This window comes from Streptomyces sp. NPDC046939 (assembly GCF_040644575.1).
In the GTDB taxonomy this organism is placed as follows: Bacteria; Actinomycetota; Actinomycetes; order Streptomycetales; family Streptomycetaceae; genus Streptomyces.
The window spans coordinates 71,218-97,488 of the sequence record NZ_JBEYWV010000005.1; the positions used below are offsets into that span (position 1 = coordinate 71,218).

The 26,271-nt window shown below is 69.5% G+C and carries 28 protein-coding genes and 2 pseudogenes; 18 read left to right on the plus strand and 12 right to left on the minus strand.

Features of this window, described 5'->3' with window-relative positions; genetic code table 11:
- Positions 1-366 precede the first annotated feature (366 nt).
- Positions 367-784, plus strand: a pseudogene (locus ABZ877_RS07255) (nuclear transport factor 2 family protein); the annotation flags it as partial.
- A gap of 224 nt (positions 785-1,008) precedes the next feature.
- Positions 1,009-2,079, plus strand: a complete 1,071-nt coding sequence (locus tag ABZ877_RS07260) for an amidohydrolase family protein (protein ID WP_361065773.1) — start codon at positions 1,009-1,011, stop codon at positions 2,077-2,079.
- An 82-nt stretch (positions 2,080-2,161) separates the two neighbouring features.
- Here the strand turns inward: ABZ877_RS07260 and ABZ877_RS07265 are convergent, their stop codons facing one another.
- The gene (locus ABZ877_RS07265) at positions 2,162-2,665 is read right to left on the minus strand and encodes a hypothetical protein (RefSeq protein ID WP_361065775.1); all 504 of its coding nucleotides are present in this window, start codon (positions 2,663-2,665) and stop codon (positions 2,162-2,164) included.
- A gap of 201 nt (positions 2,666-2,866) precedes the next feature.
- Positions 2,867-3,925, minus strand: coding sequence for a chitinase (locus ABZ877_RS07270; protein ID WP_361065778.1), 1,059 nt, complete (start codon positions 3,923-3,925; stop codon positions 2,867-2,869).
- 300 nt (positions 3,926-4,225) lie between these two features.
- Here ABZ877_RS07270 and ABZ877_RS07275 point away from each other — a divergent pair, with 300 nt between their 5' ends.
- Positions 4,226-4,777, plus strand: coding sequence for an EF-hand domain-containing protein (locus ABZ877_RS07275; RefSeq protein WP_361065781.1), 552 nt, complete (start codon positions 4,226-4,228; stop codon positions 4,775-4,777).
- Positions 4,778-4,813: 36 nt separating this feature from the next.
- Here the strand turns inward: ABZ877_RS07275 and ABZ877_RS07280 are convergent, their stop codons facing one another.
- Together ABZ877_RS07280 and ABZ877_RS07285 are read right to left on the minus strand one after the other, a co-directional pair.
- Positions 4,814-5,587 carry an alpha/beta hydrolase gene (locus tag ABZ877_RS07280; RefSeq protein WP_361065784.1) on the minus strand — a complete coding sequence of 258 codons (774 nt, stop codon included), beginning with the start codon at positions 5,585-5,587 and terminating at the stop codon, positions 4,814-4,816.
- Positions 5,588-5,692: 105 nt separating this feature from the next.
- Complete coding sequence (locus ABZ877_RS07285; RefSeq protein WP_361065787.1) at positions 5,693-6,367, minus strand: hypothetical protein; 675 nt, start codon at positions 6,365-6,367, stop codon at positions 5,693-5,695.
- A gap of 289 nt (positions 6,368-6,656) precedes the next feature.
- Here ABZ877_RS07285 and ABZ877_RS07290 point away from each other — a divergent pair, with 289 nt between their 5' ends.
- Positions 6,657-7,682, plus strand: a complete 1,026-nt coding sequence (locus ABZ877_RS07290; protein ID WP_361065790.1) for a hypothetical protein — start codon at positions 6,657-6,659, stop codon at positions 7,680-7,682.
- A gap of 52 nt (positions 7,683-7,734) precedes the next feature.
- On the opposite strand, the gene ABZ877_RS07295 is transcribed toward ABZ877_RS07290, so the two are convergent.
- On the minus strand, positions 7,735-8,472 hold the full coding sequence (locus ABZ877_RS07295; RefSeq protein WP_361065793.1) for a glucose 1-dehydrogenase: 738 nt from the start codon (positions 8,470-8,472) through the stop codon (positions 7,735-7,737).
- Positions 8,393-8,914 carry a CbrC family protein gene (locus tag ABZ877_RS07300; protein ID WP_361065796.1) on the minus strand — a complete coding sequence of 174 codons (522 nt, stop codon included), beginning with the start codon at positions 8,912-8,914 and terminating at the stop codon, positions 8,393-8,395. The genes ABZ877_RS07295 and ABZ877_RS07300 overlap by 80 nt, the downstream gene beginning before the upstream one ends.
- 48 nt (positions 8,915-8,962) lie before the next feature.
- On the opposite strand from ABZ877_RS07300, the gene ABZ877_RS07305 reads away from it, so the two are divergent.
- The 3 genes from ABZ877_RS07305 to ABZ877_RS07315 all read left to right on the plus strand — a co-directional run bounded on the left by ABZ877_RS07305 (position 8,963) and on the right by ABZ877_RS07315 (position 11,396).
- Positions 8,963-9,673, plus strand: coding sequence for an FCD domain-containing protein (locus ABZ877_RS07305; protein ID WP_361065799.1), 711 nt, complete (start codon positions 8,963-8,965; stop codon positions 9,671-9,673).
- On the plus strand, positions 9,670-10,920 hold the full coding sequence (locus ABZ877_RS07310; RefSeq protein WP_361065801.1) for an MFS transporter: 1,251 nt from the start codon (positions 9,670-9,672) through the stop codon (positions 10,918-10,920). The genes ABZ877_RS07305 and ABZ877_RS07310 overlap by 4 nt, the downstream gene beginning before the upstream one ends.
- A 77-nt stretch (positions 10,921-10,997) precedes the next feature.
- Positions 10,998-11,396: a prolyl oligopeptidase family serine peptidase gene (locus tag ABZ877_RS07315; protein ID WP_361066369.1), complete on the plus strand. Its 399-nt coding sequence runs from the start codon at positions 10,998-11,000 to the stop codon at positions 11,394-11,396.
- On the opposite strand, the gene ABZ877_RS07320 is transcribed toward ABZ877_RS07315, so the two are convergent.
- The gene (locus tag ABZ877_RS07320; RefSeq protein WP_361065804.1) at positions 11,287-12,201 is read right to left on the minus strand and encodes a LysR substrate-binding domain-containing protein; all 915 of its coding nucleotides are present in this window, start codon (positions 12,199-12,201) and stop codon (positions 11,287-11,289) included. The genes ABZ877_RS07315 and ABZ877_RS07320 overlap by 110 nt on opposite strands.
- Before the next feature lie 90 nt (positions 12,202-12,291).
- On the opposite strand from ABZ877_RS07320, the gene ABZ877_RS07325 reads away from it, so the two are divergent.
- Positions 12,292-13,623 (plus strand): aspartate aminotransferase family protein, encoded by a 1,332-nt coding sequence (locus tag ABZ877_RS07325; protein ID WP_361065807.1) that lies wholly within the window; start codon positions 12,292-12,294, stop codon positions 13,621-13,623.
- Between the two features lie 221 nt (positions 13,624-13,844).
- Complete coding sequence (locus ABZ877_RS07330; protein WP_361065810.1) at positions 13,845-14,525, plus strand: response regulator transcription factor; 681 nt, start codon at positions 13,845-13,847, stop codon at positions 14,523-14,525.
- On the opposite strand, the gene ABZ877_RS07335 is transcribed toward ABZ877_RS07330, so the two are convergent.
- Entirely contained in the window at positions 14,500-15,702 is a 1,203-nt protein-coding gene (locus tag ABZ877_RS07335) for a histidine kinase (RefSeq protein ID WP_361065811.1), read from the minus strand. The genes ABZ877_RS07330 and ABZ877_RS07335 overlap by 26 nt on opposite strands.
- A gap of 322 nt (positions 15,703-16,024) precedes the next feature.
- Here ABZ877_RS07335 and ABZ877_RS07340 point away from each other — a divergent pair, with 322 nt between their 5' ends.
- From ABZ877_RS07340 to ABZ877_RS07360, 5 genes are all read left to right on the plus strand, one after another.
- Complete coding sequence (locus tag ABZ877_RS07340) at positions 16,025-18,220, plus strand: MMPL family transporter (RefSeq protein ID WP_361065814.1); 2,196 nt, start codon at positions 16,025-16,027, stop codon at positions 18,218-18,220.
- Positions 18,221-18,310: 90 nt separating this feature from the next.
- Positions 18,311-18,619, plus strand: coding sequence for a hypothetical protein (locus tag ABZ877_RS07345; RefSeq protein ID WP_361065816.1), 309 nt, complete (start codon positions 18,311-18,313; stop codon positions 18,617-18,619).
- Between the two features lie 56 nt (positions 18,620-18,675).
- A complete protein-coding gene (locus ABZ877_RS07350; protein ID WP_361065819.1) occupies positions 18,676-19,344 on the plus strand; it encodes a Type 1 glutamine amidotransferase-like domain-containing protein in 669 nt (222 codons plus the stop codon).
- Positions 19,345-19,453: 109 nt separating this feature from the next.
- Complete coding sequence (locus tag ABZ877_RS07355; RefSeq protein ID WP_361065822.1) at positions 19,454-19,819, plus strand: MerR family transcriptional regulator; 366 nt, start codon at positions 19,454-19,456, stop codon at positions 19,817-19,819.
- A 46-nt stretch (positions 19,820-19,865) separates the two neighbouring features.
- Positions 19,866-20,882, plus strand: a complete 1,017-nt coding sequence (locus ABZ877_RS07360) for an NADPH:quinone oxidoreductase family protein (protein WP_361065825.1) — start codon at positions 19,866-19,868, stop codon at positions 20,880-20,882.
- A gap of 181 nt (positions 20,883-21,063) precedes the next feature.
- Here the strand turns inward: ABZ877_RS07360 and ABZ877_RS07365 are convergent.
- Positions 21,064-21,237, minus strand: a pseudogene (locus tag ABZ877_RS07365) (hypothetical protein); the annotation flags it as partial.
- Between ABZ877_RS07365 and ABZ877_RS07370 the strand changes: the two are divergent.
- Positions 21,201-21,410 (plus strand): hypothetical protein, encoded by a 210-nt coding sequence (locus ABZ877_RS07370; protein WP_361065829.1) that lies wholly within the window; start codon positions 21,201-21,203, stop codon positions 21,408-21,410. The pseudogene ABZ877_RS07365 and the gene ABZ877_RS07370 overlap by 37 nt on opposite strands.
- On the opposite strand, the gene ABZ877_RS07375 is transcribed toward ABZ877_RS07370, so the two are convergent.
- Positions 21,407-21,907 (minus strand): hypothetical protein, encoded by a 501-nt coding sequence (locus ABZ877_RS07375; protein ID WP_361065833.1) that lies wholly within the window; start codon positions 21,905-21,907, stop codon positions 21,407-21,409. The two genes, ABZ877_RS07370 and ABZ877_RS07375, sit on opposite strands and share 4 nt — an antisense overlap.
- Before the next feature lie 46 nt (positions 21,908-21,953).
- Here ABZ877_RS07375 and ABZ877_RS07380 point away from each other — a divergent pair, with 46 nt between their 5' ends.
- Positions 21,954-22,493, plus strand: a complete 540-nt coding sequence (locus ABZ877_RS07380; protein WP_361065835.1) for a dihydrofolate reductase family protein — start codon at positions 21,954-21,956, stop codon at positions 22,491-22,493.
- Positions 22,494-22,527: 34 nt separating this feature from the next.
- Here ABZ877_RS07380 and ABZ877_RS07385 read toward each other — a convergent pair whose 3' ends face one another.
- Positions 22,528-22,953 carry a DUF3592 domain-containing protein gene (locus ABZ877_RS07385; protein WP_361065838.1) on the minus strand — a complete coding sequence of 142 codons (426 nt, stop codon included), beginning with the start codon at positions 22,951-22,953 and terminating at the stop codon, positions 22,528-22,530.
- A 666-nt stretch (positions 22,954-23,619) separates the two neighbouring features.
- On the opposite strand from ABZ877_RS07385, the gene ABZ877_RS07390 reads away from it, so the two are divergent.
- Complete coding sequence (locus ABZ877_RS07390) at positions 23,620-23,988, plus strand: MerR family transcriptional regulator (protein WP_361065841.1); 369 nt, start codon at positions 23,620-23,622, stop codon at positions 23,986-23,988.
- 17 nt (positions 23,989-24,005) lie between these two features.
- The gene (locus ABZ877_RS07395; RefSeq protein WP_361065844.1) at positions 24,006-24,626 is read left to right on the plus strand and encodes a histidine phosphatase family protein; all 621 of its coding nucleotides are present in this window, start codon (positions 24,006-24,008) and stop codon (positions 24,624-24,626) included.
- A 90-nt stretch (positions 24,627-24,716) separates the two neighbouring features.
- Here ABZ877_RS07395 and ABZ877_RS07400 read toward each other — a convergent pair whose 3' ends face one another.
- The gene (locus tag ABZ877_RS07400; RefSeq protein WP_361065847.1) at positions 24,717-26,135 is read right to left on the minus strand and encodes an MFS transporter; all 1,419 of its coding nucleotides are present in this window, start codon (positions 26,133-26,135) and stop codon (positions 24,717-24,719) included.
- Positions 26,136-26,271: the final 136 nt, after the last annotated feature.

Genomic DNA, 26,271 nt, shown 5'->3' on the forward strand with positions numbered 1-26,271 from the left:
ATGGTCGGCGTCGAGGAGTATGCGCTCACCGCCCCATATACCTGGGTATGCTCGGTGGTTCAGTCAGTCCCGACGAGGTTCCTCGATCTTTCTGATGACATCGGCTTCCGTGCCCACGGCACTGAAGAGGCGAATGTGACACAACGGCCATGCCGGCCCCAGGAGTTGGCTGACAAGTGAGCTCTTGCTTGCTTTCCTGTTCGCTCGCCTTCGGACAGGGATGTGTTCTGAACGGCTGGTGGCAGGGGGTGAGCGTGTTCAGGTGCTGCTGGCGCTCCAGGGCGTGTTGCGGGCGTGATGACGGCGCCGCACAACGATGTCTGCTTACCGCCAGCAAGGTCCTCCAGAGGTGATCATGCTGGCGGCATGACGATGTCACCCACTACGGAGTCAGCGACAGTTCTCACCGGCATGTATGCGGCTGAGGCGGAATACCTGGCGGCCGGAGGCCCCGACGAGGCTTCGTTCGACCTGCTCGCCCCCTTCTTCGCGCCCAATGTCGAGCTGCATCAAGCAGATGGCCTGCCCTATGGAGGCGTCTGGCGTGGGCACACCGGCATGAGGCAGTTCTTCCTCAAGATGAAGGAGGTGTGGGAGTCGTTCGACATGATGGAGCAGACGTTTCTTGCCACTGGTGAGACCGCGGTCGTGCTCACACAGGTCCGTGCTCGCGCCCGGCCGAGAACTCCGTTTCCCCCTCCTACAAGCGATCACAGTCAAGGACGGCCGAATCACTGAGGTCCGCCCGTTCTACTGGGACACGCGGGCTGTCGCCGACGCCTGCACCGTGTCATGCCGGCGGACTGAGCTCGTCGAATGTTCCCGCCCGGTCGGCAACATGTCTCACGGTCAGCGCGGCGCCATCGGGATGCGCTGAACGGGCGGTTCAAGGTCCATGGGTTGCTCCAAGGGGCGGTATCGGCGTTGCGGGATCCGGCGGACGGGGCGTCGCGTCCCTGATGCTCGGCGGCGTAGGCGATGCAGTCCCTCGTCCCTCGGGAGCCCTTCGTGGACCGACCATCCGTCATTGCCGGCGCGCTCCTCGCGCTCACCGCTCTCACCGCTTCCCCCGCGGGTGCCGTGCCCGCCGATCCCGGTTGCTTCGACCGCGACAGCCGCCCGTACACCTCCGTTGTCGACAGCCATCTGCACTTCCGGCCCTTCGGCGGGCCCGCCATCCCGTTCAAGGAGCTCACCGGCTATCTGCGCCGCTCCGGGGTGCGGTACGCGAACGTGTACGGCATCGGGCAGACCCTGCCGTCCGACTCCACCTGCACCTACTATCTCGACTGTCCGGGCACACCGGTGGAACCCAGCATGAAGAACGACTTCGCCAACGCCCGCGACATGGTGGAGAACGCCCCGAAGGACGTGCACCTGACCCTGTCGATGACGTTTCCCGATCTCGCCCACCCGGACGGCGTGCTGCAGCGGATGCGGTTGCTGGACAAGGAGTACCCCGGGCGTTTCCGCTGGATGGGGGAGGTCAACCTCGTCAAGCAGGCGTTGCTGCGGAACGACCACGAGCCTGCCGACAGGGAGGACATCGCGGGCTGGGCGCCCTTCATGGAGCAGCTGCGGGAGCGGAACATCCCGCTGACGATCCACTCCGACCTCGGCAACAACGACGACCACACCGAATTCCTGAACCTGATGGAAGAGGTGCTGAAGCGTTACCCCGACAACCGGATCGTCTGGGCACACATGGGACTGTCCAAAGAACTGTCGACGATGGACCCGGCGCAGCACATCGACATCCTGCGGCACCTGATGGACCGATACCCCAACCTGGGCCTGGACATCAGCTGGAGGGTGCTGTACGACCAGTACTTCTCCCACCCCAAAGCGCGGGCACAGTACGTACCGTTCCTCAACCGGTACGCGGAGCGGATCCTGCCCGGCACCGATTTCGTCGCCTCCCGTGACAAGAACTTCAAGACCTACAAGGAGGAACTGGACATCACCAGCCGCGTCAACCGGTACCTCGATGACGAGGCGTTCCGCGACATCGCGCTGGGGCAGAGCTACTTCGACCTTCTCGGCCTGGATGACACTGCCCCACACGTGTGCCGCTCCTGACCCGCGCTCGCACACAAGCACACGGATCAGGAAGCGGCGCGGTTGTGCTGTGCGGGTACGACCATGTCGGCGTCCCGCCGTGTCAACAGTTCTTGATCTTCCAGACCGGGTCCCAGTTGAACCAGGTCGGGGCGACGCCATAGGCGGTGGACGAGTGGTAGACGCCACCGGTCGAGTTGTAGAACGTGGCTACGGTGCCGGTCGTCTGGTTGTTGTAGAAGCCTCCGCCGTCGCCACCGGAACCCCAGTAGGACAGGGAGTAGGTGTCGCAGTAGTACAGGTCGAACACCTTGTACTGACCGCGGGTCGGGTCCCAGACGCGAGCGCACAGGTATCCGTAGTCGCAGCTGTAGGTTCCGCCGCTGACGTAGCGGACGTTTCTGGCGGCGGGGCTGATCGACGGTGCTGTGGCGAGTGTCCCGGCCTTGTGTTCCGCGCCGGTCGCAGGTGTGCGGACGGTTTGCGTGGTGGTGCCGGCCGCCCGGTCGACGGACGGGGCGGCCTGGGCCGGTGTGGTGGCCATGAGGCCGCCGACGACCAGGCTCACTCCTGCGATGAGTCCCGCTACCTTGTGACGTAAGACCATGCTTGATCCTCCGCGGTGATTGTCAGGGACAGCGAGGTGTCTGCGCGACACAGTGTGGGCCGGTGCCCCCACGTTGTGAAGTGCCCTATGAGACAGCCGAGTTGGCGTCAGTCGAGTTGGCGTCCGCCTGCCCACTCGGCACGTCGTCTCTCGCGGTAACCCCTGGCGTGACATTCGCGCGGGATGCGGTCGGCGGACGGGCTAGAGAGCCTTCACGTTGTCGCCGAAGGTCCAGTTCTTCGAGCCGTCCCAGTTGATGGACCAGGTCATCAGGCCCTTCAGCGCGCCGCCGTACGTGTTCCACGCCTGCTTGACCTGGCTGGGCGTCATGTAGCCGCCGCCCGCGCCGGGCTGCGCGGGCAGGCCCGGGACCTGCTTGTCGTAGGGGACCTTGATGGTCGTGCCCTGGATGTTCAATCCCTTGTTCAGGCAGGTGGTCTGGGCGGTGAAGCCCTGGACCGTGCCCGCGGAGTAGGAGTCGCCGGAGCAGCCGTACATCGAGCCGTTGTAGTACTGCATGTTGAGCCACCACAGGCGGCCGTTGTCCGCGTACTTCTTGATGACGGGAAGGTACGCGCCCCAGATCGAGCCGTACGTGACGCTGCCGCCGGTGACGTAGGCGGTCTCGGGGGCCATCGTCAGGCCGAATCCGGACGGCATCTGCGCGAGGATGCCGTCGATGATGCGGATCAGGTTGGCCTGGGACGTCGACAGCTGGGAGATGTTGCCGCTGCCGGTGAGGCCGGTCTCGATGTCGATGTCGATGCCGTCGAAGTTGTACCGCTTCAGGATCGGCACGATCGTGGCGACGAACCGGTCGGCGACCGCGGTGGAGTTGAGGTCGATGCCGGCCGTGGCGCCGCCGATCGACATGAGGATGGTCTGGCCCGCGGCCTTCGCCTGGCACATCTCGGCCGGGGTGGCGACCTTCACGCCGGTGTCCATGCCGTCCTCCCACAGCGCCGTGCCGTCGGAGCGGATCACGGGGAAGGCGGCGTTGATGACGTTGTAGCCGTGCTGGCCGATCGCCGGGTTGGTGATGGGGGTCCAGCCGAACGGCGGGTGGACGCCATTGGCGGCGCCGTCCCAGTTCTCCCAGTAGCCCTGGAGGACCTTGCCGGATGGCCTTGGCTTGGTCGCACAGGTGTCGGCGGCTGGGGCGGCCGGTGCGGCGACCAGGAGGGTGGTGACGGTCGCGGCCGCGGTGAGCGCGGCGGCGAGCAGACGGGACGTGCGACGGCTGCGCGGGCGGAACGGCATGGGGGGCTCCCGTGGGGTCGCTGAGCGCCGGACAGGGGTGGGGTGTCTGGATGTCGCGAACATGACGCACGCTAGCAGGTCCAGACCTTTCGTCAATGGGTCTGGACCAATCAGGGGTGGGCTCGGCAACTCCCCCAGGGGACCCGGGCTTTGCTTCACCCCCGTCCTCGCGGCCGGGAATGCACCTAGTCGAACCGCCGACTCGCACCTACCGTGCGCCAAGACGGGCCGCGCACAGGGCAAGAGGGCGGCGCGCCGCGCGTACGCCGCGTTCACTGGTGTTTCAGGAGGCAGGTGACCATGGCGCAGACCAGCATCGAGCAGAAGTTCACCACCCTGTTCGCTTGGTTCGACCGCAACGGCGACGGCTATCTGACTCGCGACGACTTCCAGGAGTTCGGCGAGGTGTTCGCCGCGGTGGCGCCGCAGGAGGCGGAGAAGAGCGCGCTGCGCGAGGCCTTCGTGGTCTGGTGGGACGTCCTGGGCGAGGCCGGGGCGCCGGACGCGCAGGGCAGGATCGCGCCCGCCCAGTTCATCACGGCCATGCGGTCCCACATAGCCGCCGACGCCAAGACCGTGGAACGCCTGGTGATGCCCATCATCGACGCCCTCATGCGGGCCCTGGACACCGACAGGAGCGGCACACTCACCGCTGACGAGTACGTCCGTATGTATGAGGCGCTGGGCATCGACCCGGCCACCTCCGGTGCGGCCTTCCGGCGCCTCGACCGCGACGGCAGCGGCACCATCACCCACGACGAGTTCCGTACCGCCATCGAGGAGTTCTACCTCAGCACCGACACGGAGGCCCCCGGCAACTGGCTGCTCGGCTCGCCGCTGCCGCAGGGGTGAGGTCCGGTCAACCACCGCAACGAGTCCGTACGTTGCTCAGGACATGGTTCCCCGGCACACCGTCCCGGCGGCCGGGGTGTGCCCCGTGCGGAGATATGTGTCGACCGCCTTCGTGACGCAACGGTTCCGCGGGTATGTGTCATGGCCCTCCTCCTCGGCCGTCAGGAGCATGCCGACCCCGTCGCCCAGAGCCCGGGCCATGTGGCGGGCGCCGGGATAAGGCGTGGTCGGGTCGCCGGTGCCACCGACCACCAGGACGGGGGCCGCGCCGTCGGCGTTCACCTGCGGTGTCACGCGCTCGCCGTCGAACGGCCAGTCGTAGCAGAGGTAGACGCCGCTGGACCAGGCCGCGCCGAAGACGGGCGAAGCGGCTTTGACACGGGCTTCGTCCCTGTCGAGGCGTTCGAAGCCGGGCCGCAGGCTGGAGTCCGCGCAGGTGATCGCGGAGAGGGCGGCACGGCTGCTGTCGCTCGGGGGCGCCGCGCGTTCGGCGGAACCGAGGAGGTCCGCACCCTTGCTCAGCGGACCGCCGTCGTTGTGGTCGATCAACGCGGTGAGGGCCTTCGCCAGCGGCGACCAGCCGTCCGTGCCGAGGACGAGATGGTCGCTGACGGCGTACGCGAGGTCGTCGGCGTCGAGCTTGCGTCCTCCACCGGCCGGGGCGGGCTTCTTCTTCAGGCGGTCGGCCAGGCGCGCCATGCGACGCGCGGCCTCCTCGGGACCGTCGCCGGTCGGGCAGCGGCGGACACGGGCCGCGCAGTGCGTGGCGAACCGGTCGAACGCCGCCTGGACCGCCTTGACCTGTGACACCTGCGCCTCGTCGTGATCCTCGGTCGGATCGACGGGCGCTTCGAGGACGAGCCGTCCGACGTGCGACGGGTACAGGTGCGCGTAGACCGCGCCGAGCGTCGTCCTTTATGAGACGCCGAAGTAGTGCAGCCGCTCGTCGCCGAGGAGGTAGCGCAGCAGGTCGAGGTCGCGCGCGGTGTGTGAGGTGCCGACGTACGGGAGGAGCGCCCCGGAGTGCTCGGCGCAGGCGTCGGCATCATCGTAGCCGGTGTCTTCCGCGGTTTTCCCGCAGTGCACGGGGATGGTCGCGCCGACGCCGCGCGGGTCGAAGGAGACCAGGTCGTAGCGGTCGAGGAGTGGCTCGTACTGGTTCAGGAGTTCGGGCAGTCCGATCACACCGGAGACGCCGGGACCGCCGAAGTTGAGGACGAGCGAGCCGATGCGCCGGGCGTTCGGGCCGGTGGTCTTGCGGCGGATGAGGGCGACGTCGATCGTTCTGCCGTCCGGTCTGCGGTAGTCGAGCGCGGCCTTCATGGTGGCGCAGTCATAGTTCGTACGCGCGGTGCGCGGCGAGGTGCAGCGGGACCAGCGGAGGTGCTGGCCGGTGGTGAGCGCGGTGGGCAGATCGGCGGGCGGGTTCGTCGCGGTGAACTCCTTGCGCGGCTCAGCGCTTTGTCCGCGATCGTCGTGCTGGAGCGCGGCGCCGACGGCCCCGAGCGCGGCGAGGACGAGCCCGACGGTGATCAGGGCGCCGGCAGCGAGGCCCCGTCTGCGGCTTCGTATCGGCTGTGCGTCACTCATCGAGGCCCCGCGCTCCCGCATGCCCGTGTCGTGATCGTCCGCTCGTCGAATGAGTGCAGGGTACAAGCCGTTGCTGACGACGGCTCGGCTCAGCTTGACCCGCAATCAAGTCATCTGGCGCATTTATGCGTTGACCGTATCGCTCTGTGACGTTTGCATGTCGATGGTTCCCCGAACGGGGTACCGAGGCCGAAGTTGTCTGGGGGGAACATGCGGGGACGTAGGAAACGGGTCGGCAGCAAGACCAAGACGTGGACGGGTTGCCCTGAGCTCAGCGGCAGTGGCCTGTGTGATCGCTGCGGTGCTGCCTGAGGCGGCCCAGGCTCAGCCCGCCGACGTACGCGCGGCCGGTGTCGAGAGGATCAGCGTCGCGGCCGACGGCACCCAGGCCAACGACGATTCCGCCCAGGCGTCGATCACACCGGCCGGCGACCGCGTGGTCTTCACCTCGTACGCGAACAACCTCACCCCCGGCAACACGGGCAGGAACAATCGGGTGTTCGTCCGCGATCTGGCGACGGGAGAGAACCGGCAGTTCGACGGATTTTCGATTGGGCCGCCCATGCTCAGCAGCGACGGGCAGGTCCTGGCGTATCTGGCAGACAGGTTCGACAGTATGGCCCTGTATCAGAAGCATCTGAGCCTGGGATGGTCGTCTCCCTACACCTGCTCGCTCCTGACCTGCGAGGCGTCCATGGGTTCGAGCGAACGGCATCAGGCGATCACTGTCCGCTTCAGGTACCCGGAGCAGAATCAGCGCGTCCAGGTCCGCAGACCGGACACCGGCGAGTTGCAGATTATCGACGTCATCCACAACACCGCACCGATCCGGCCATCCATCAGTGGCGACGGGACCCGTCTCGCCTACCAGGACGGCGGTGAGCAGGACATTCTTCTGTGGGACTGGGCAGGCAACAGCGTCGTCTACCCGATCGAGGGTGAAGGCAGAGCGGCCGAGCTCGTCCAGCTCAGTGACGACGGCAGCAAGGTCGTCTACCGCTCGGGCTCCGACACGTACGTCCACGACGTCGCCTCCGGCACCGCCGTGCAGGTATCCGGCGTGAAGGGCATCGCCATCGACCCCACCGGCCGCTACCTCCTGCACACCCCGTCCGGGACGACCGGACCGGCGCCGCTCACGTTGCGCGACCTGGAGACGGGCACCGACGAGACCGTCACCGACCGCCCCGCCACGGCCGAGATCGACGCGGTCAGCGCCGATGGGCGCCACGTGGTCTTCCGGTCCACGGCCGACGACCTCGTTCCCGACGACACGAACGGCAAGGCGGACATCTTCCTCCGCACCCTGCGCTGACCAAGTGGCATGAGTCCGCGCCGCCCTGGACCTGCCCGCCGGGCGGTGCGGCTCAGCCCAGGCCGCCCGTCGCTCGTAGGTTCTGGCCCGTGATCCATCGGCCGTCCGGACCCGCGAGGAACGCGACGACATCGGCCACGTCGGACGGCTGCCCGAGGCGGCGCAGAGGCGTCATGTCGATCACCGCTTCGAGGGCTTGTGGGGGGTTGGTCCCGCGCAGCAGATCGGTGTCGGTCGCGCCCGGGGAGACGGTGTTGACGGTGATGCCGCGCGGCCCGAGTTCCTGGGCGGCGACGGCGGTCAACTGCTCGATGGCGCCCTTGCTCGCGGCGTACGGCGCGATGCCAGGGGCGGGGTGCACGGTGTTCAGGGTGGAGATGTTCACGATCCGTCCGCCGTCGCGCATCCGCCTGGCGGCGTGACGCAAGGTCAGGAAGACGGATCTGGTGTTGACCGCCATCACGCTGTCGAACAGTTTCACGTCGGTGTCGGCGAGCGGAGTGGGAGTGAACGACATCGCGGCGTTGTTGACCAGGATGTCCAGGCCGCCGAAGTGCGCTTCGGCGGCTTCCATCAGCCGTTCCGGCGCGTTTGGCTCCTTGAGGTCCAGGCGTTCGGCCCGGACCTTGCCGCCCTCCGCCTCGACTACGCGCACGACCTCGGCGGCGGCTTCCTCGCTGGTGGCGTAGTTGAAGACGACGTTCGCTCCGTCACGGCACAGGCGCTCCACGATCGCCCGCCCGATCCCTCGGGATCCGCCCGTGACGACAGCCGTCTTGTCCTTGAGCATTGTTCCTCCGCGCCGTGAAGGATGATCCGGGGCGTTCGAACTGTGGCATGCGGCGACAGACTAGGGAAGGTCGGTGTGAGCGAGGTGGGTCGCGCAGACCCGGCATCGAAAGAGGATGAGCGGCGAGCTCGGCGAACCCGGCCGGGCCGACGAACGCGGTGCCGTCGCCGCAGTGGAAGAACCACGAAGGCTCCTGCCACGCGAAATAGCCCGGAGTGCGCCGGTCGACAGCGGCGAAGACTCCCCTCGGCACGTCCTCGCCGAGGGCTGACCCGCCGGTGAAATGGGCGTCGAACCGCTCGGCGACGCTGCCGTCCGCGATGCACCACGGGCACAGCCGCTCGCTGAGTTCCTCCTCGGCCCAGACCGGCCCTCGGTAGATGTAGCCGCGCCGGCACCCGCAGCAGGTGCAGGCAGGCCGTACGAGAGCCGCATGCCTCACACAGACGCATGATGTTCAAACGTCTGATGTTTGTATAGGGTGGGCGTCATGGAACGGATCAGCGCACCGCGACGGGCCACCAGCCTGTCCGCTCAGCTCGTACAAAGTCTTCGCTCGCACATCGAGTCGGGCGGCTGGCCGGTAGGGACGCGTATCCCGCCGGAGCAGGCCCTCATCGAGGAGCTCGGGGTCGGACGCAGCACGCTGCGGGAGGCGATCGGTGCGTTGGTGCACCTGGGCCTGCTGGAGCCCCGGGCCGGGGACGGAACCTATGTGCGTTCGGCGAGTGAGTTGCAGTCGGTCATGGTGCGGCGGGCTAGCTCCGCGAAGCGGGACAACGTGCTGGAGCTGCGGACCGTACTGGAGGAGTACGCCTCGGGAGCCGCCGCGCTGCGCCGCGACGAGGAGCAGCTCCAGCAACTGCGGGAGCTCCTTGCCGATGCCGACGCGGCCGGTGACAGCCAGGACCCGGCCGCGGCCAGGAGCGTCGACGCGTTGTTCCACCGGGCCGTGGTCCGGGCGAGCGGGAACGACCTGCTGATCGAGGTGTACGACCACCTCGGCACAGCGCTCAGCTCGTCCCTGGGCGGCCTGCCCTGGGACGCCGCGCACGCCGAGGAACACGCGCGCCTGCACCGGCGGCTGGTCGCCGCGATCGAGGCCCAGGACGCGAGCGCGGCTCGTGAGGCGGCAGCGGCGATCGTCCGGTGCACCCGTGACCACGAGAGCGACCGGTCGGAAGCGGGTGAGGAGCAGTGAGTGCCCGGCCTTCCTCCGTGTCCTCGCGGCACTCCGTCTCCGGGGCGACGGACGCGGGCCTGATCGACCCGGTGCCACGTGCCGTGTCGGCCGGACTCGTGGTCGCGATCTGTCTCGTGGCGGCGAACCTGCGCACCACCCTCACGGGTGTCGGCACGCTCCTGCCGGAGATCGAACGTGGCAGTGGCCTGACATCGAGCTGGGGCGGCTTGCTGAGCACCCTGCCGCTGCTGACGTTCGCCGCGACCTCACCGCTGGTCGCCCGGGCCTCCCACCGGTGGGGCAACGCCCGCCTGCTCGTGGTGTCCCTCGGGGTGCTGGCCGTGGGCACGGTGGTGCGCTCCCTCCCCTCGGTGGCCTGCCTGTTCGCCGGCACGGTGATCCTCTCCGCGGCCATCGCGTTCGGCAACGTGCTGCTGCCCGCACTGATCAGGCACAGCATGCCCGCGCATCGTATCCAGGGCGTCAGTGCTCTCTACGTGACCGTCATGGGCCTCATGGCCGCGGTCTCCTCGGGGATCTCGGCGCCGCTGGCCCATACGGTGCCTGGTTCCTGGCACACCGCGTTGGCCTGGGGGTTCGTCTTCACCGTCGCGGCGTTCCTGGCCTGGTTGCCCCGGATACGGGGAGACAAGCCGCAGGCGTCCACGGGCGGGACCCACAGCCCGGTCCCCTGGCGGTCGTGGCTCGCTTGGCAGGTCACCTTCTTCATGGGCCTGCAATCCCTGGCCTTCTACACCGCCGTCGCGTGGCTGCCCAGCATCCTGATCGACCGCGGGCTGAGCAGCACCACGGCCGGCTGGATGCTGTTCTACTACCAGGTGATGTCCCTGGCGGCCAGCAGCCTTCTGCCCCTGCTCACACGGGGTCGGCACGACCAGCGGTGGACGGCGGTCGGGGCCTCGGTCCTTGTGGCGGGCGGGTTCACCGTCCTCGTCGCCGCGCCCGGGCTGTCCGTCGTGGCGTGCACCCTGCTCGGCCTCGGCGGTGGCGCGAGCCTCGTGCTGGCGCTGACCTTTCAGAGTCAGCGGGCCGGTAGCGCCGGTGAAGCGGCTGCCCTGGCGGGCATGGCACAGTCCATCGGCTACCTCGTGGCGGCGGCCGGTCCTCTGCTCCTCGGCATCCTGCACGACGCCACGCACAGCTGGACGTTGCCGCTCGCCGTCCTGGCCGCCCTCGGCGTCGTCACGGCGGCCGCCGGACACGGCGCGGGACGGGACCGCCACGTGGGCCGTCCCGCCGCCTGACCGGTCGATGACCCAGGTCAGCATGCGCGGCTCCCCCGGCTACGGCAAGGCGTTCACTGGGCCGGCTGCACGACGACCTGCTCGACGCGGTCGACTGGGCTGTCGAGCAGGGCTACGCCGATCCGGACCGGGTCGCCATCTGCGGTGGCTCGTACGGCGGTTACTCGGCGCCCGCCGGTGCCACCTTCACCCCGGGCGTCCCGGAGCAGGAGGCCGACATGCTGGCCCGCTGGTCCAATGACGTCCGCGCCCGTGGGGTGGAGGTCAAGTATCGCTCGTCACCTGGGCCGTCGCCGGGCCGAGGACCGGCCGACGGCGACAGCGTAGATCGCCCGCTCCTACGGGGGATCACGCTTGGCGCCCCGGTCACGCATCGCCCTCGGCACACGTACGCGCACCCGCACCCGCACCCAGAGCGTCAAGCACGACCCGTACGGCCGCGCGAGCCGGCGCACCCCCGCGGGTCGCCGCGGTGATCGTCCGTGTCACGGGGACGGCCAGCTCCCGGGTGGCGACGTGATAGCGCCCGGCTTCCACGGCGAGGCCGGGCAGCAGCGTGACCGCGTGCCCGGCCTCGACGAGCTCCAGCGCCAGCATGTAGTTGCTGAACCGGCTCACCGCCCGGGGCTCGAACTGCGCCTGCCTGCACAGTCGTAGCGCCAGGTTCGCCATGTAGGACTGGGGGATGTCGAGGGCCCACGGTTCATCGGCGAAGGCCGCCAGGTCCGCGGGCCCGCGCTCGGCGGCCGGATGGTCGGGCGGCAGCACCAGCAGGATCGGGTCCGTCGCCAGCGGCACGAGGTCGAGGTCGGGGCCGAGCTGCTGCTCGCCGAAGTCGGTGGTCGTGATCACGAGGTCGGCGTCGCCCGCCCGTAGCGCGTGCACGCTGTCGTGCGGCTCCAACTCCAGGAGCTGCACGTCGAGATGGGGGTAGGTGCGGGCCAGACGCGTCATCGCCGGTACGGCCATGGTGTGCATCACGCTCTGGAACGCACCGAGCCGCACCAGCCCCGAGGGCTCCTCACCGAACCCGCGCAGCTCCGCCTCCACGGCGTCCATGTGGTCGAGGATCACCCGCGCGCGCTGCGCCAGGATCAGGCCCGCGGAGGTCAGACGTATGCGGCGGCCCGTACGTTCGAGGAGCTGGGTGCTCGTCTCCTTCTCGAGGACCGCGAGCTGCTGGGACACGCTCGATGGGCTGAGATGGGCCGCCGCGGCCACCGCCCTGACCGTGCCCAGGGCCTCCAGTTGCGTCAGCAGCCGCAGCCTCCAGGGGTTCATCACCGTTCCATTGTTGTGCGGATGTTCCGAACAGCAAGACCGGGAATGTGTGATGGACGCGGCGCTCGTCGTCCTCCTACCGTCGGCGTCATGACAGTTGCGCCAGCCACGTCCAGCTCCCTCGCGACGGGTGAGTCCGAGTTCTGGGCCGATGCGGACCGGCACCTCGTCCGCTACGGCGGAGACTTCACCCGGGAGATCATCGAGCACGCTTCCGGAAGTTTTGTGCACACCGCGGACGGCAGGAAGATCCTCGACTTCACGTCCGGCCAGATGAGCGCCATCCTCGGCCACTCGCACCCGGCGATCGTGGAGACTGTCCAGCGTCAGATCGCCCGCCTCGACCACCTCTACAGCGGCATGCTCAGCCGCCCGGTCGTCGATCTGGCCCGGCGCCTGGCGGAGACACTGCCGGCGCCCCTGGAGAAGGTGCTGCTCCTGACCACGGGCGCCGAGTCGAACGAGGCCGCGCTCAGGATGGCCAAGCTCGTCACCGGCAAGCACGAGATCGTGTCGTTCGCCCGGTCCTGGCACGGCATGACCCAGGCCGCCGCCTCGGCCACGTACAGCGCCGGCCGCAAGGGGTACGGGCCGTCCGCCCCCGGCAACTTCGCCATCCCGGTGCCCCACGCCTACCGCCCCGACTTCACCACCCCCGACGGAGACCTCGACTGGCGCCGCCAGCTCGACTTCGCCTTCGACCTCATCGACGCCCAGTCCACCGGCAGCCTCGCCGCCTGCCTCGTGGAGCCGATCCTCAGCTCGGGCGGCATCATCGAACCCCCGCCCGGCTACTTCGCGGCGCTCAAGGACAAGTGCCGGGAGCGCGGCATGCTCCTCGTCCTCGACGAGGCCCAGACCGGCCTGTGCCGCACCGGCACCTGGTACGCCTTCGAACGGGACGGGGTCGTCCCCGACATCGTCACCCTCTCCAAGACCCTCGGCGCGGGCCTGCCGCTCGCGGCCGTCGTCACCAGCGCGGAGATCGAGCAGGAGGCGTACGACCGCGGATTCCTGTTCTTCACCACCCACGTCTCCGACCCGCTGGTGGCCGCCGTCGGCAACACCGTCCTCGACGTCCTGACGGAGAACCGCATGGACGAGCGTGCGCGGGCCCTCGGCGCGTTCCTGCGCACCGGCCTGGAAGATCTGGCCATGCGCCACGAAGCCATCGGTGACATCCGTGGCCGCGGACTGCTGGTCGGCCTGGAACTCGTCACCGACCGTGCGACCAAGCGGAGTTCCGACGCCATGGGCGCCCAGGTCACACGCCGGTGCCTCGAACTCGGCCTGCACATGAACATCGTCCAGCTCCCCGGCATGGGAGGCGTCTTCCGTATCGCGCCCCCGCTCACCGCGACCAAGGACGAATTGGCGCTCGGTCTGTCGATCCTGGACACCGCCTTGGGGGAGCTGGACTGACGGTCCGGCGGTGTGCGGCCACCCCACCGAGCCGATCGTGGAAGGATTGGCCCGGCGGGACGACATCGCGGTCCCGGCGCCGCACGGGGCGCGAACACCGCCCGCGTGCGCATACGCACAGCCCTCCGGTCGGCTTCGCGCCCCCGCGACACAGGTGTGACGCCGAAAGGTGCGTCCCTGGGTCAGGGGGAGCCGGGTCCGGGGACGGAAGGAAGACAAGAGTGGCCGATGAACCGATCGACGTGGTGATCGCGGACGATCAGGAGCTGGTGCGGGCCGGCCTGGAGATGATCCTGGAGGCCGAGCAGGGCATCCGGGTGGTGGGCGTGGCGCGGGACGGCGTCGAGTGCGTCGAACTGGCCCGGCGGCTCGAACCCCAGGTGGTCCTTGCCGACATCCGCATGCCCCGCATGGACGGCCTGGAGGTCACGCGCGTCCTGGTGGGGGAGAGGCGATCCGGGCGCGCCCCGAACATCGTCGTGATCACCACCTTCGACCAGGACGACTATGTGCGCGATGCCCTGCGCTACGGCGCCTGCGGCTTCCTGCTCAAGGACGCGCCGCCGACACTGCTCGTGGAGGCGGTACGGGCGGCCTCGCGCGGGGACGCGCTGGTCTCGCCGTCGGTCACCGTACGGCTGCTGCGCACCTTGCAGGGCGGCTCGGTGGACGCGGCGCAGCGGGAGGCCGCCGGGCTGAGCAGCAGGGAGACGGAGATCATGCGGCTGGTGGCCGTGGGCCGGACCAATCAGGAGATCGCCGACCGGCTGTTCCTGTCGCTGTCGTCGGTGAAGACGTATCTGGGCCGGATCCAGGCCAAGACCGAGGCCCGCAACCGGGTCGAGATCGCGGCCTGGGCGTGGGAGAACGGGGTGGTCACCTCGCGGGACGAGCACGGGTAGCGGTGGTGCGGGGAAGTCCGGCGCGGACTTCCCACCGGCCGTCGCCCGTGGGCCCGGCCCTGAACGTCCCGTCGAGAGCCTCGACACGCTCCTTCAGGCCGATGAGGCCGAAGCCGCTGCGCCCGCCCGCGGGAGCGCCCGCGCGGCGCTGCCCGAGGCCGTTGACGACGGTGACGTACAGCCAGTCGGGATCGGCGTCCAGGCGTACGGTCACCCGCTCGCCGGGGGCGTGCCGGTGCACATTGGTGAGCGCCTCCCGCACCACCCGGTGCACGGAGGTCTCCACCTCCGGGCTGTACTGGCTGGTGCGGGCCGCCGCCGTGGCCTCCAGGCGGGCCGCCGGGGCCTGCGGCTGCTGCTCCGAGAAGGCGGCGACGAGTTCCGCCAGCTCGGCGAGCAGATCCCCCGGGCGCAGGGCCTGATGATCGTCCTCGCGCAGGACGCGTACCAGGCGGCGCATCGACTCCAGGGTCTCGGTGCCGGCGCGGGCGATGGCCTCCAGGGCGGGATCCACCTTCTGCGGCGCCGTCGCGTGCACGGCGCGTGCCGCGTTGGCCTGCACGATGATGCCGGTCATGTGGTGGGCGATCAGGTCGTGCAGATCCCGGGCCAGTGCGAGCCGCTCGGCCTGGCGTACATCGTGCACGGCGCGCTGCCTGCGCAGTTCGAGCGCGCGGATGGCGCAGCCGGTGGCGACGCCCAGGGAGAAGACGGTGGTCAGGAGATAGCTGCCGGAGACGAACGTGTCCAGGGTCCGGCTGCGCAGCGGCATCAGCAGCGCGGCGGCGATCAGGGCGACGCACAGTTGCACGGCGGTACGGGCCGCCCGGGTCTGGGCGAGAACGCGGACGATCAGGAACAGCAGCGCGCACGCCTCCAGGAAACCGAAGTCCGTGCTGGTCTGCGGCACGACGAGACACACGCAGGTCAAGACGGTGGAGACGCCGGCCGCCGCCACGGCGCGCACCGGCAGCGCGGGCGAGAACCGGGTGCTGGGCAGCATGATCGTCAGCAGCGGGCCGGTGACGAACACCGGCAGCCAGTCGGTGGCGGTCCGGGGCGCCGGGGTCGTGCGCAGCACCTGGATGTCGCCCAGCCACATCAGGCTCAGGGTCAGCACCACGGCGGTGATGATCATTCGCCGCACCGCCGGGGAGAGCGGAAGTTTCCAGTCCACGGAGTCAGCCTAAGAAGCCGGTGTACTGCGGCGCTGTCAACCGGATGACCGACACGCCAGGTCCCGGCCCGTACCCAGGGCTGACGCGACGACGACACGCCGTGGCACAGCATGGAACCGGGCACCGGCGTCCCTCCCCCGAGACGTCGGTGTCCCACCAGTCCCTTCCGATCACGGCACACGGAGCGCCACCAGGCTCGCTCGCCGTTCACGGTGTCCGACACCTGCCGCGCGGCAGCCGCCGACGCCCGAAGAACGAGCGGGCCGCCAACGTGCCGCCGCTCCTCGTCCGAGTCATTGCGTAACGGAGTCTGTCTTTCTCATGGCTACTTTCCTGCACCGGGTCGGCCGTGGCGCGTTCCGCCGCCGCTGGCTGACCCTGTTGCTCTGGGCGATCGTGCTGGGCGTCGCGGGCGCCGCCGCGGCGGGCAGCAGCGGCAGCGCGAACTCCAGCATCACCCTGCCCGGCATCGAGGCGCAGAAGGCCTACGACGTGCTCGGCCGCAAGTTCCCCGCGGCCAACGCCGACGGGGCGAGCGCCCGTATCGCCGTACGGGCGCCGGAAGGACACAAGCTGAGCGAGCACGGCCCGCGCTCGGAAGTCGCCACGCTGCTGCACGACGTGAAGGCGTCCTCACCGCGCGTCGCCTCGGTCACCGACCCGTATCGGGCCAAGGCGATCAGCGCCGACGGCACCACCGGCTACACCCAGGTCACCTACCGCGCCAAGCCCGCCGACCTGACCGACACCGACCACGAGCACCTCGACGCGGCCCTCGACGAAGCACGTGAGCGAGGGCTGGTCGTCGAGGCGTCCGGCAGCGCGCTGGCGCCCGACGAGGCCGGCGCCTCCGCGGAGGCGATCGGGTTCCTGCTCGCCGCGGTGATCCTCGTCCTCACCTTCGGCTCGCTGGTCGCGGCCGGGATGCCACTGCTGACCGCGCTGGTCGGGGTCGGCGTCACGGCGAGCGCGATCACCGCGCTCACCGCCGCCTTCGACCTCAACAGCAGCACCTCGGCCCTCGCCACCATGCTGGGCATCGCGGTGGGCATCGACTACGCCTTGTTCATCGTCTCCCGCTACCGCTCCGAACGAGCGGCGGGGTACGACGCCCGGGAAGCCGCCGGGCGCGCCAACGGCACGGCGGGCTCCGCCGTGGTCTTCGCCGGTCTCACCGTGGTCATCGCCCTGGTCGGCCTGGCCGTCGTGAACCTGCCGATCCTCACCGCCATGGGCATGGCCGCCGCGGGAGCCGTGGTCGTCGCCGTGCTGGTGGCCATCACCCTGGTCCCGGCGCTCCTCGCCCTCGCCCCCGAACGCGTCCTGGGCCGCACGGCCCGCAAGCAGACCTCCCGCGCCAAGACGCCCCTGGCCGAGCGCTGGGCCGGTTTCGTCCTGCGACGCCCGTGGAAGGTCCTGGTCCTCGCCGTCCTGGGGCTCGGCGTGATCGCCCTGCCCGCGGCCAAGCTGCAACTCGGCCTGCCCGACGACTCCTCCAAGCCCGCCTCGACCACCGAGCGCAAGGCGTACGACATGCTGGCCGAGTCCTTCGGGCCCGGCTTCAACGGTCCGCTCACCCTGGTCGTCACCGACACCGACCCGTCGGCCACCCGGACGGCCGCCGCGCGACTCACCGACGACGTCAAGACGCTGCCGGACGTCGCGGCGGTGTCACCGGCCACCTACAACCCGGCCGGTGACACCGCGACGATCACGGTGGTGCCCAAGAGCGCGCCTGCGAGCGAAGCGACCGAGGACCTCGTCCACGCCATCCGCGACCAGGCCAAGGACACCGGCACCGCCACCGGGGCCGAGGCGTTGGTGAGCGGCACCACCGCGATGAACATCGACGTCGCCGCCAAGTTCACCAGCGCGATCATCCCCTACCTGGCACTCGTCGTCGGCCTGGCCTTCCTGGTCCTGATCCTCGTCTTCCGCTCGATCCTGGTGCCCCTCAAGGCGGCCCTCGGCTTCCTGCTGTCCATCCTTGCCTCCCTCGGCGCCGTGGTCGCCGTCTTCCAATGGGGCTGGTTCAAGGACCTGTTCGGCCTGGAGAACACCGGCCCGATCATGAGCCTCATGCCGATCCTCCTGGTCGGCATCGTGTTCGGCCTCGCCATGGACTACCAGGTCTTCCTCGTGACCAGGGTCCGCGAGGCGTACGTGCACGGCGCCGACCCCCGTCAGGCGATCATCGAGGGGTTCCGCCACAGCGGCAAGGTCGTCATCGCCGCGGCGCTCATCATGACCGGCGTCTTCGGCGGCTTCATCGGTGGCCACGACGCCATGATCAAGTCGCTGGGCTTCGGCCTGGCCACTGCGGTCCTCATCGACGCGTTCGTGGTCCGCATGACCATCGTCCCCGCCGTCCTCGCACTCCTCGGCCGCCGCGCCTGGTCCCTGCCGCGCTGGGTGGACCGCAGGCTGCCCCATGTCGACATCGAAGGAGAGAAGCTGACCGCCTCCCCGGCCGGTGAACCCGTCGCCCCGCAGGGCGACTTGAGCAACACCCGCTGACCTCCACGATGCGCCCGCACCACCTGTGCGGGCGCATCGCCGCGCACCTGCACACCCAGCCCCCGCCCTTCTTCCTCCCCTGGGACACCCATGCGCAAAGGCCCCGCCGTCCTCACCCTCGCCGTCATCGTCGCCCTGCTCGCCCTCTCCGAGCACAGTCGCCAACAGAGCGCCGATCTGCCCGACTTACGCGGCATGACCATGGACAAGGCACAACTGGCCGCGCAAAGAGCCGGTTTCAACCGACTGGCGGGCCAGGACATCCACGCCGACCACCGCATCCCACTGCGCGCCAGCAACTGGACGGTCTGCGCACAGCAGCCGCCGCCCGCACACTATGCCGTCACCACGGCGGTCACGGTGCGAGTGGTGAAGAAGGGCGAACGCTGCCCTGGCTAGGGCCGGGCGACCGGGTGTTCGTTGCGTGGGCGAGTGCGTCGTGCTTGGCTCGCCGGATGAACCTTCTGTTGACGGCGGCCGGCCTGCGGAACGAGACGTTGCGCGAGGCGCTGCGGGACATGCTGGACAAGCCGTTCGGATCGGCGAACGCCGTGTACATCCCCACGGCCTCGCTCGCCGAGCCGGGGGACCACGGGTGGTTCGTCGCGGACCTGAACCGGTTGCACGGGCTGGGCTGGCGGGAGTTCGACGTCCTGGAACTGAACGGCCTGCCCCGGCAGTCGGTGCTCGACCGTCTGCTCCACGCCGACGTGATCTATGTGAGCGGCGGCAACCACTACCACCTCGCACGCAGCATCACGGCGAACGGCCTGGCCGACGGCATCCTGAAAGCGTTGGAGAGCCGGGTCTACGTGGGGTTCAGCGCCGGGTCGATGATGTTCAGCCGTCACCTCACCGCGCACTCCGCCGACGTCATCGGCGACACCGCCGACCTTCACGTGCTGGGCGCGAAGAGCGTGGAGCCACCGTTCGGCCTCTTCGACTGGTATCTCAAGCCCCACCTCTGCTCGCCCGACTTCCCCGAACGGGACGACGCCTGGGCGGATGACATCGCCGCGCGAGCGGACTTCCCCCTGTACTTCCTCGACGACGAGTCGGCCGTGCGCGTCAGAAACGGCGAGGTGGATGTCGTCTCCGAGGGGCGGTGGCGGTTCCATCCGTGAGGTGACACCGACGCGAGCGCCCTCGAAGTGGTGCTGCCACACTTCCGTGGCGACGCGACGGGGCTCAAGCACCGGAAGATTGCCATGTGGCTGGACGTTGGTCGTAGGTATGAGGATCGGCGAGGCTTCCAGGGTCAGCGGTGTGAGTGCGCGATCGTTACGGCACTACGAGGACGAGGGCTTGATCGTCCCTGGTCGATGCGGCAACGGGTTCCGTGACTATTGCCAGTCCACCCTTGACCGGGTGCTTGCCATCCGGTCGTTGCTGGAGTCCGGGTTGCCCGTGCGGTTGATCAGGGAAGTCCTGCCCGGTCTCACTGGCGGAACGGAGGCCGCGACCGAGATGGTGTGCTCCGAGTTCTTGCACGAGGTGCAGGGCTATCGCGACAGGATCGCCGCTCGCATCGCCGTCCTCAGCGATCAGCAGGCGGCGCTCGACGCCTACCTGAAAGAGGCACGTCGTACTGATCTCTGACGACCGCTTGCCCTTGCCACAAGTGTGAGGTTCCTACGGTCGGTGCATGAACACCAACGAGCGGCAGAGCGCCGTCGAACAGACCATGCGAGCCCTGGTGCAGCAGTCCCATCGGGGACCGAAGGACCTGACTCTCGCGACGGAACACCGCGTCCCTGCCCCGGGACCCGGCGAGTATCTGATCCGCGTCGGCGCCGCCGGGGTCAACTTCGCCGACGTCATGCAGACGTACGGCACATATGGCGGAGGCCCGCAGGCACCCTACGTGGCGGGCTTCGAGGCCGCCGGGGAGATCGTGGGGGTGGGCCCGGACGTCGACAATCCGCTGCCGCTCGGCACGCATGTCGTCGGAACCGGCCCGGGCGCCTTCGCCCCCTACATGACGATGCCGGCCGCGGGGGCGCTTCCCGTCCCCTCCGGTTGGAACGACGCCCAGGCGCTCGGCCTGGTCCTGAACTGGGCCACCGCGTTGGCGGCACTGCAACCGCTGGGGCAGATCAAGGCGGGCGAGGTGCTACTCGTTCACGCCGCGGCCGGGGGCGTCGGGCAGGCCGCCGTTCGCCTCGCCCACCACTACGGTGCGCGGGTGATCGCGACGGCCTCACCGGAGAAGCACGACACCGTCAAGGCCCTTGGCGCCGACGAGGTGCTGGACAGCCGACGTCCTGATCTGGCCGAGGAGATCACCCGCCTGACCGGCGGGGTGGACCTGGTCCTCGAATCGGTGGGCCGGGCCACGTTCAAGGTCAGCCTGACGGTCACCAAACCCTTCACCGGACGCATCGTTGTCTTCGGAGCCGCTTCCGGCGACGCCACGCTGACCACTCACGATCTGGTCTTCACCCACCAGGTCCAGGTCAAGGGCCTGCACATCGGCGCTCTGGCGGTCGCGGCGCCGCCCCTCTACCAGTCGCTGCTCGCGGAGATCGAGTCCCTCATCGCCGACGGCGTCTATCCGCCCGGCGCCCCTCGCGTACATCCCTTGGCCGAGGGAGCGGAGGTGTTCCAACAACTCGAAGCGGGCCGGACCCGGGGGAAGCTGGCTCTTGATCCCTGGCGGTAGATGTTCTCACGGGCGGCGGGCAGCCGGACCCCTCTCCTGGTGACGACGGTGAACTGCTGCCTCCCGGAGCTCCTCGGTGGCCGCCCTGCTCTATCTGGTCGAGGGAGTCGGCTACGGGCTTGACGATGACCTTGCGTCGATCGCCCGGATCCGCGGTCCGGCGGACGAACCCGGCCCGCTCCAGGCGGTCGATCAGGCGGGTGGTCGCGCCTGTGGTGAGACCCGTACGTGCGGCCAGTTCTTCGGGGCCGAAGCCGTGGGGCTCAGCGCGTACCACTCGGACGCGCCGAGCCCCACGGCTTCGGCCCCGGCCATGCCGTGCAGCGCCGGGACATCGTCGACAGCCACCCGGCACTGTTCGCCAAGTTCCTCAAGGGGACGCAACTCGCTGATGAAATCCTGGACGTCCGCTTCTACGGCCCGGACACCGCCCTGGTCACCGGCCGGGGCCACACCTACAAGGGCTCCACCAAACGCAAGCCGCTCATGGAGGCCATCTCCTTCCCGGTGACTCAGAAGTTCGGCTAACAGTGCGGCGGTCGATTGCAGAGGAAGCAGCCGTCGTACAGCGGGAGCGCGCTGAGGACGCGGTGGCGTACGCACGAGGCCATCGCGGCGTCCTCAGGACCGGGGAAGTCGTGTAGGGCGCTGCTGCCGGCGGGCGGGGTGAAGGACTCCACCATCGTCGTGAAGCGGTGCAGGTATCCGTGCACGCGGGGCGGGTGGTAGCCCAGCTCATTCCAGCGGTGTCCGCTCGCCGCGAGTGCTGCGGCACGCAGTACGAAGTCCTTCGCGCGGGCGCGTTCTTCGTCCGTCGCACCCCAGTCGAACTCCGCCAGGTCGAATCCGACGGCACCGCGCCCCATGACGTTCTGGTCCTGCAAAGACAGCAGCGCCGCGAAGCGGAAGTCCCAGGGCTCGGCGGCGAGATCGGAAACGGCCAGCATCAGCACGTCGACGAAGACCGCGGTGGCGCCATTGGACAGATCCAGCTCGTGGTCTCCGCCGGAGAAGATGTTGCTCACCGACCTATGATGCGATCCCGGCCCTCCACCTGCTTGGAGAAGACGCATGACGGATGCGAGCAGCGGCAAAGTGGTCGTGAACAGGGTGATGTCCCTCGACGGGTTCATCGCCGGTCCCGGACACACGATGGACTGGGTCTTCGAGCACATGACGTCGACGACGTTCCCGGAGGTCATGGCGGCCACCGGCGCCATGCTCATCGGCCGGGGCACGTACGAGGTCGGCAAGCGTATGTCCGACGAGAACACCGCCTACGACGGCGGGGCGCGCTTCGTCCTCACGCACCGTCCCCCCGATGAGCCGGACCCCGGCGTCACCTTCCTCACCTGCGGCGTAGAAGAAGCCGTGGCCACGGCACGCCGCGTCGCCGGCGGCAAGAACCTGGAGATCCTCGGCGCGGACGTGGCCGCCCAGTGCCTGCGGCGCGGCCTCGTCGACGAGATCCTGGTGTACGTGCTGCCGGTGCTCCTCGGCGACGGCACCCGCTTCGCGCCGCCGGGCGGTCTCGACCGGATCGACCTGGAACCGTTCGCCAACGTCCAGTCGGGCGGGGTCACCATGCTGCGCTTCCACGTGCGGAAGTAGGCGCATGCGCGCGGCATCGGAACAGGCGCGGCGGTCAGGCGGTGCTGATCACCGCACCGATCACAGTGGCGAGCAGCAGGACAGCGAAGAGGGGCTGCGACACACGTCCCAGGCGAGCGGAGGAGCGCAGGTAATGCGTGCTCTGCACCACCTCGGGATTCTCCGGGTCGTACACCACCGTGAGCGGCTCGCCGACCCGGGGCGCGGGCCTGGGCGAGGTCACTGTCGCCCGGACGTGGACGCCGGGGCGTGGGCTGAATACGCACGAGACGTTCACGACGGTGAGCCCACCTCGGTACAAACGCTCCTCGCACACCGCCTCGGCCGTCACCCCCCTCCTGCGGAGCTTGCGGTCCCGGATCTGGTGCGGGATGGAGAGCAGGGCTATGCCGCCGACCGGGAGACACGACATCGCGGCTGCGGTGGTGAGGAACATGGCGGCTTCCTCGGATATGTGCACGAACCCTCCCATGGCGCGCCTGCCCAAGTGGCATCTCCAGTCGCAGACGTCAATCCTGCCTGACGCCGTAGGGGGTGGCGGGGGTTCCGGTCGGTCCGCTGCCGCGGTGGTGATTAGCGCATGCCGCCACGTCGAAAAATCTATCTCGGCGGGAGTAGACATTGGGCGCTGGCATGGCTAAGGTTTTTCTCGTAGACAAGGTCGAACAAGGCCCGGCGGGACGGTCCGCCGGGCAGTAGTACCCGTAAGTGCAGGACGGTGCGGTGGCGGAGTTTCGAAGCCAGGTTTGTTGCAGGACGGCGACGGGACTGGCGACCGCACCGGGTGGCTCGCAGTGTTCAAGGAGCCACCACGGCAGGACCGAAGTCAGGGTCATTGCCGTACGCAGTAACACAGCAAGATCAGAGGGATAGGAACGGAGGAAGCGAAGCGCCATCAGGATCGCCCGGGCACAGCAAGCGGAGCCCGGGTACCGCAGGACATCGATAGTGAGGTGGTCTCCGGTCAAGCAACCGCGATCCCCGTACCCCCGGTGGCAGTTCGCCCGGGCGGACGGCAAACAATAGGCCGACAGCGTTCCGAAGTCGGCAGATGGTGCAGTTCCTTCGGGGCCCGGGTGCGAGCAAACGCACCCGGGCCCCTCGACGCGTGACACAGAGAGGTGCAATGACAGCAGACGACAGATTCGGACGTCTTGACGACGACGACTACCCCGCCTTCACCATGGGCCGGGCCGCGGACATGCTCAACACCACCCAGGGCTTCCTGCGCGCTCTGGGCGAACACCGCCTCATCACCCCGCTGCGCTCGCCGGGCGGCCACCGCCGCTACTCCCGCTACCAGTTGCGCATCGCCGCCCGCGCCCGGGAACTGGTCGACCAGGGCACCCCGATAGAGGCGGCCTGCCGCATCATCGTCCTGGAGGACCAGCTCGAAGAGGCCCAGCGCATCAACGCCGAGCTGAGCCGCACCCGTACAGCGGACCACCCGCCGCAGGGCACTGCCGAGCGCCCCGGATCGCAGCCCGCGTCGTGAGAGCCCGGAGCTGTCCCATGCAGGATCGGTATCTCTACCTCGTCCGTCATGGTGAAGCCACGTCCGAGGAGGGCGGGCTGACGGAGGCGGGCCGACGGCAGGCCGAGCTGCTGGGACGGCGTCTGCGCGGTGTGCCGCTGTCGGCCGTCCACCATGGCCCGCTGCCTCGTGCGACGCAGACGGCCCAGTTGATCGCGGAGCAGTTGAGCGGGGTTCCGTTGCGCGAGTGCGAGGCGGCCGGGGACTACGTTCCCTACGTGCCGCAGCGGGACGAGCTTCCCCCGGAGTCGGCCGACGCGCTGCTGGCGCGTCTGGCGTCGGTCTCGGCGGAGGAGTGTGCGCGGGGCGCGGCGTTGGCCCGCCGGGCCGTGGAGGACTTCACCGGTCCGACGGAGCACGGCGACGCACCCCGGCACGACCTCGTCGTCACCCACGCCTTCCTGGTCGCTTGGCTGGTACGTGCCGCGCTGGACGCACCGCCCTGGCGCTGGATGACTCTCACCCACGGCAACGCGGCACTGACCGTGATCCGCTACGCCGAGGGCCGGTCCGCCACCCTCCTCGCCTACAACGACGTGAGTCACCTCCCGGGCGAGCTGCGCTGGACCGGCCTGCCCGCCCAGCTCCACACGCCCTGACCGACCGTCCGCTGCCACGCGGCCGACGGCCCACCGGGGGCGCTTGTCGCAAAAGCCATCCGGCTCATAGGGCCCCGCTGGCGCGCCCCCTCACGACAACCGTGCGTCGGTCGAGCCAGGCAACAGCCAGGCCGACAGCGCGGTGGTTGCGCACAGGAGGGTGCCCGCGATCAGCAGTCCCGCTCGCATGCCCGGTATCGAGAAACCCTCTCCGCTCCCGGTGGCGACGAGTGTGCCGAAGAGGGCGACGGCCAGCGCCCCGCCGGTCTGCCGGAACGCGTTGAGCAGGCCCGACGCCGTACCGACCCGTGGCCCGGGGACGGAGTCCATCAGCATCGCGGTCACCGCCGGAATGGCGAACGCCCCGCCCAGCCCCGTGGGGACGAGCATGACCAGCACCAGCCACATCGGCGTGTGCGGTGTCAGGGGCAGCAGTACGAACATGGCCAGGGCCAGGACCAGTTGGCCCGCCGCGATGACCGGCCTGCGGCCGAACCGCTCCGCCATCCGGGGCGAGACCAGGTTCGTCCCCGTGATGATCACGGCCAGCGGCACGAACACCAGCCCCGCCGTGAGCGCCGACATGCCTCGCGCCTGCTGAAGGTAGAGACCCAGCATGAAGACGAGCCCGTAGAAGGCCACGTTGAGCGCGAAGCCGACCGCGAGCGCGACGGAGACGGTGTGTGAGCGGAGCATGGGCAGCGGCACCATGGGCGCCCGGTGCCGCTTCTCGGTCACGACGAAGCCCGCGGCCGCGAGGGCGGCCAGCGCCGCTGAGAGCAGGACCGGCGGTGACGTCCACCCGGTGTGTCCGCCCTCGATCACCGCGAAGGTCAGTCCCGCGAGCGTCAGCACCGCTGTCACCTGGCCCGGCAGGTCCAGCGGTGCCGGCCTGCGCGGCGACACCGGCACCCTCGCGAGCAGCACGACGATCGCCGCGCCGACCGGCAGGTTGAGGAAGAACACGGCCCGCCAGCCCACCGTCTCCGTCAGGGCCCCGCCGAGGACCGGCCCCGCCGCCATCGCCACCGAACCGCCCACCGTCCACAGGGCGATCGCCCGCGCCCGCCGCCGCGCATCCTCGTACGCCTGTCTGATCAGCGCGAGCGACGCGGGCATGAGGACCGCCGCCGCCCCGCCCTGCACGATCCGGGCGGCGACGAGTGCCCCGATGGACGGGGCGAGGGCGCAGGCCAGGGACGCGAGGGTGAACCACGCCGTGCCCCAGGCGTAGGCGCGGCGGGCACCGGCCCGGTCGGAGAGGGCCCCGGCGGACAGCATCAGGCCCGCGAACATCAGCGTGTAGGCGTCCACCACCCATTGCAGTCCGGTCATGCCGCCGTGCAGCGACGCGCGGATGCCGGGCAGTGCGATGTTCACCGCCGACACATCGATGGTGATGACCGTGAAGCCGAGCAGCGCCGCCACGAGCGCGGTCCCGCCGCCCCGGGTGGCGCCCCGCGTCCGGGCCGGTGCGGTGGGACGGCTGCCTGTGTGGGTGAGCGTCACGTGAACCTCCGAAGCGCGTACGACATGGGCTGTGCGGGTGGGTGGGTCCTTCCGGGCCGCGGACCTGTGACGCGCACTCCCTGGGCCCGGTGGACCCAGCCACCCGCAACACACCTCACTCTCGTCGCGCCCCGCG

Bases quoted from the DNA above. Each gene is read 5' to 3' on its own strand.
- ABZ877_RS07380 (WP_361065835.1), top strand. From the start codon at position 21,954: ATGACGGATGCGAGCAGCGGCAAAGTGGTCGTGAACAGGGTGATGTCC.
- ABZ877_RS07320 (WP_361065804.1), bottom strand. From the start codon at position 12,201: ATGAACCCCTGGAGGCTGCGGCTGCTGACGCAACTGGAGGCCCTGGGC.
- ABZ877_RS07350 (WP_361065819.1), top strand. From the start codon at position 18,676: ATGAACCTTCTGTTGACGGCGGCCGGCCTGCGGAACGAGACGTTGCGC.
- ABZ877_RS07395 (WP_361065844.1), top strand. From the start codon at position 24,006: ATGCAGGATCGGTATCTCTACCTCGTCCGTCATGGTGAAGCCACGTCC.
- ABZ877_RS07295 (WP_361065793.1), bottom strand. From the start codon at position 8,472: ATGCTCAAGGACAAGACGGCTGTCGTCACGGGCGGATCCCGAGGGATC.
- ABZ877_RS07345 (WP_361065816.1), top strand. From the start codon at position 18,311: ATGCGCAAAGGCCCCGCCGTCCTCACCCTCGCCGTCATCGTCGCCCTG.
- ABZ877_RS07270 (WP_361065778.1), bottom strand. From the start codon at position 3,925: ATGCCGTTCCGCCCGCGCAGCCGTCGCACGTCCCGTCTGCTCGCCGCC.
- ABZ877_RS07305 (WP_361065799.1), top strand. From the start codon at position 8,963: ATGGAACGGATCAGCGCACCGCGACGGGCCACCAGCCTGTCCGCTCAG.
- ABZ877_RS07285 (WP_361065787.1), bottom strand. From the start codon at position 6,367: ATGAGTGACGCACAGCCGATACGAAGCCGCAGACGGGGCCTCGCTGCC.
- ABZ877_RS07340 (WP_361065814.1), top strand. From the start codon at position 16,025: ATGGCTACTTTCCTGCACCGGGTCGGCCGTGGCGCGTTCCGCCGCCGC.
- ABZ877_RS07325 (WP_361065807.1), top strand. From the start codon at position 12,292: ATGACAGTTGCGCCAGCCACGTCCAGCTCCCTCGCGACGGGTGAGTCC.
- ABZ877_RS07390 (WP_361065841.1), top strand. From the start codon at position 23,620: ATGACAGCAGACGACAGATTCGGACGTCTTGACGACGACGACTACCCC.
- ABZ877_RS07355 (WP_361065822.1), top strand. From the start codon at position 19,454: ATGAGGATCGGCGAGGCTTCCAGGGTCAGCGGTGTGAGTGCGCGATCG.
- ABZ877_RS07360 (WP_361065825.1), top strand. From the start codon at position 19,866: ATGAACACCAACGAGCGGCAGAGCGCCGTCGAACAGACCATGCGAGCC.
- ABZ877_RS07275 (WP_361065781.1), top strand. From the start codon at position 4,226: ATGGCGCAGACCAGCATCGAGCAGAAGTTCACCACCCTGTTCGCTTGG.
- ABZ877_RS07265 (WP_361065775.1), bottom strand. From the start codon at position 2,665: ATGGTCTTACGTCACAAGGTAGCGGGACTCATCGCAGGAGTGAGCCTG.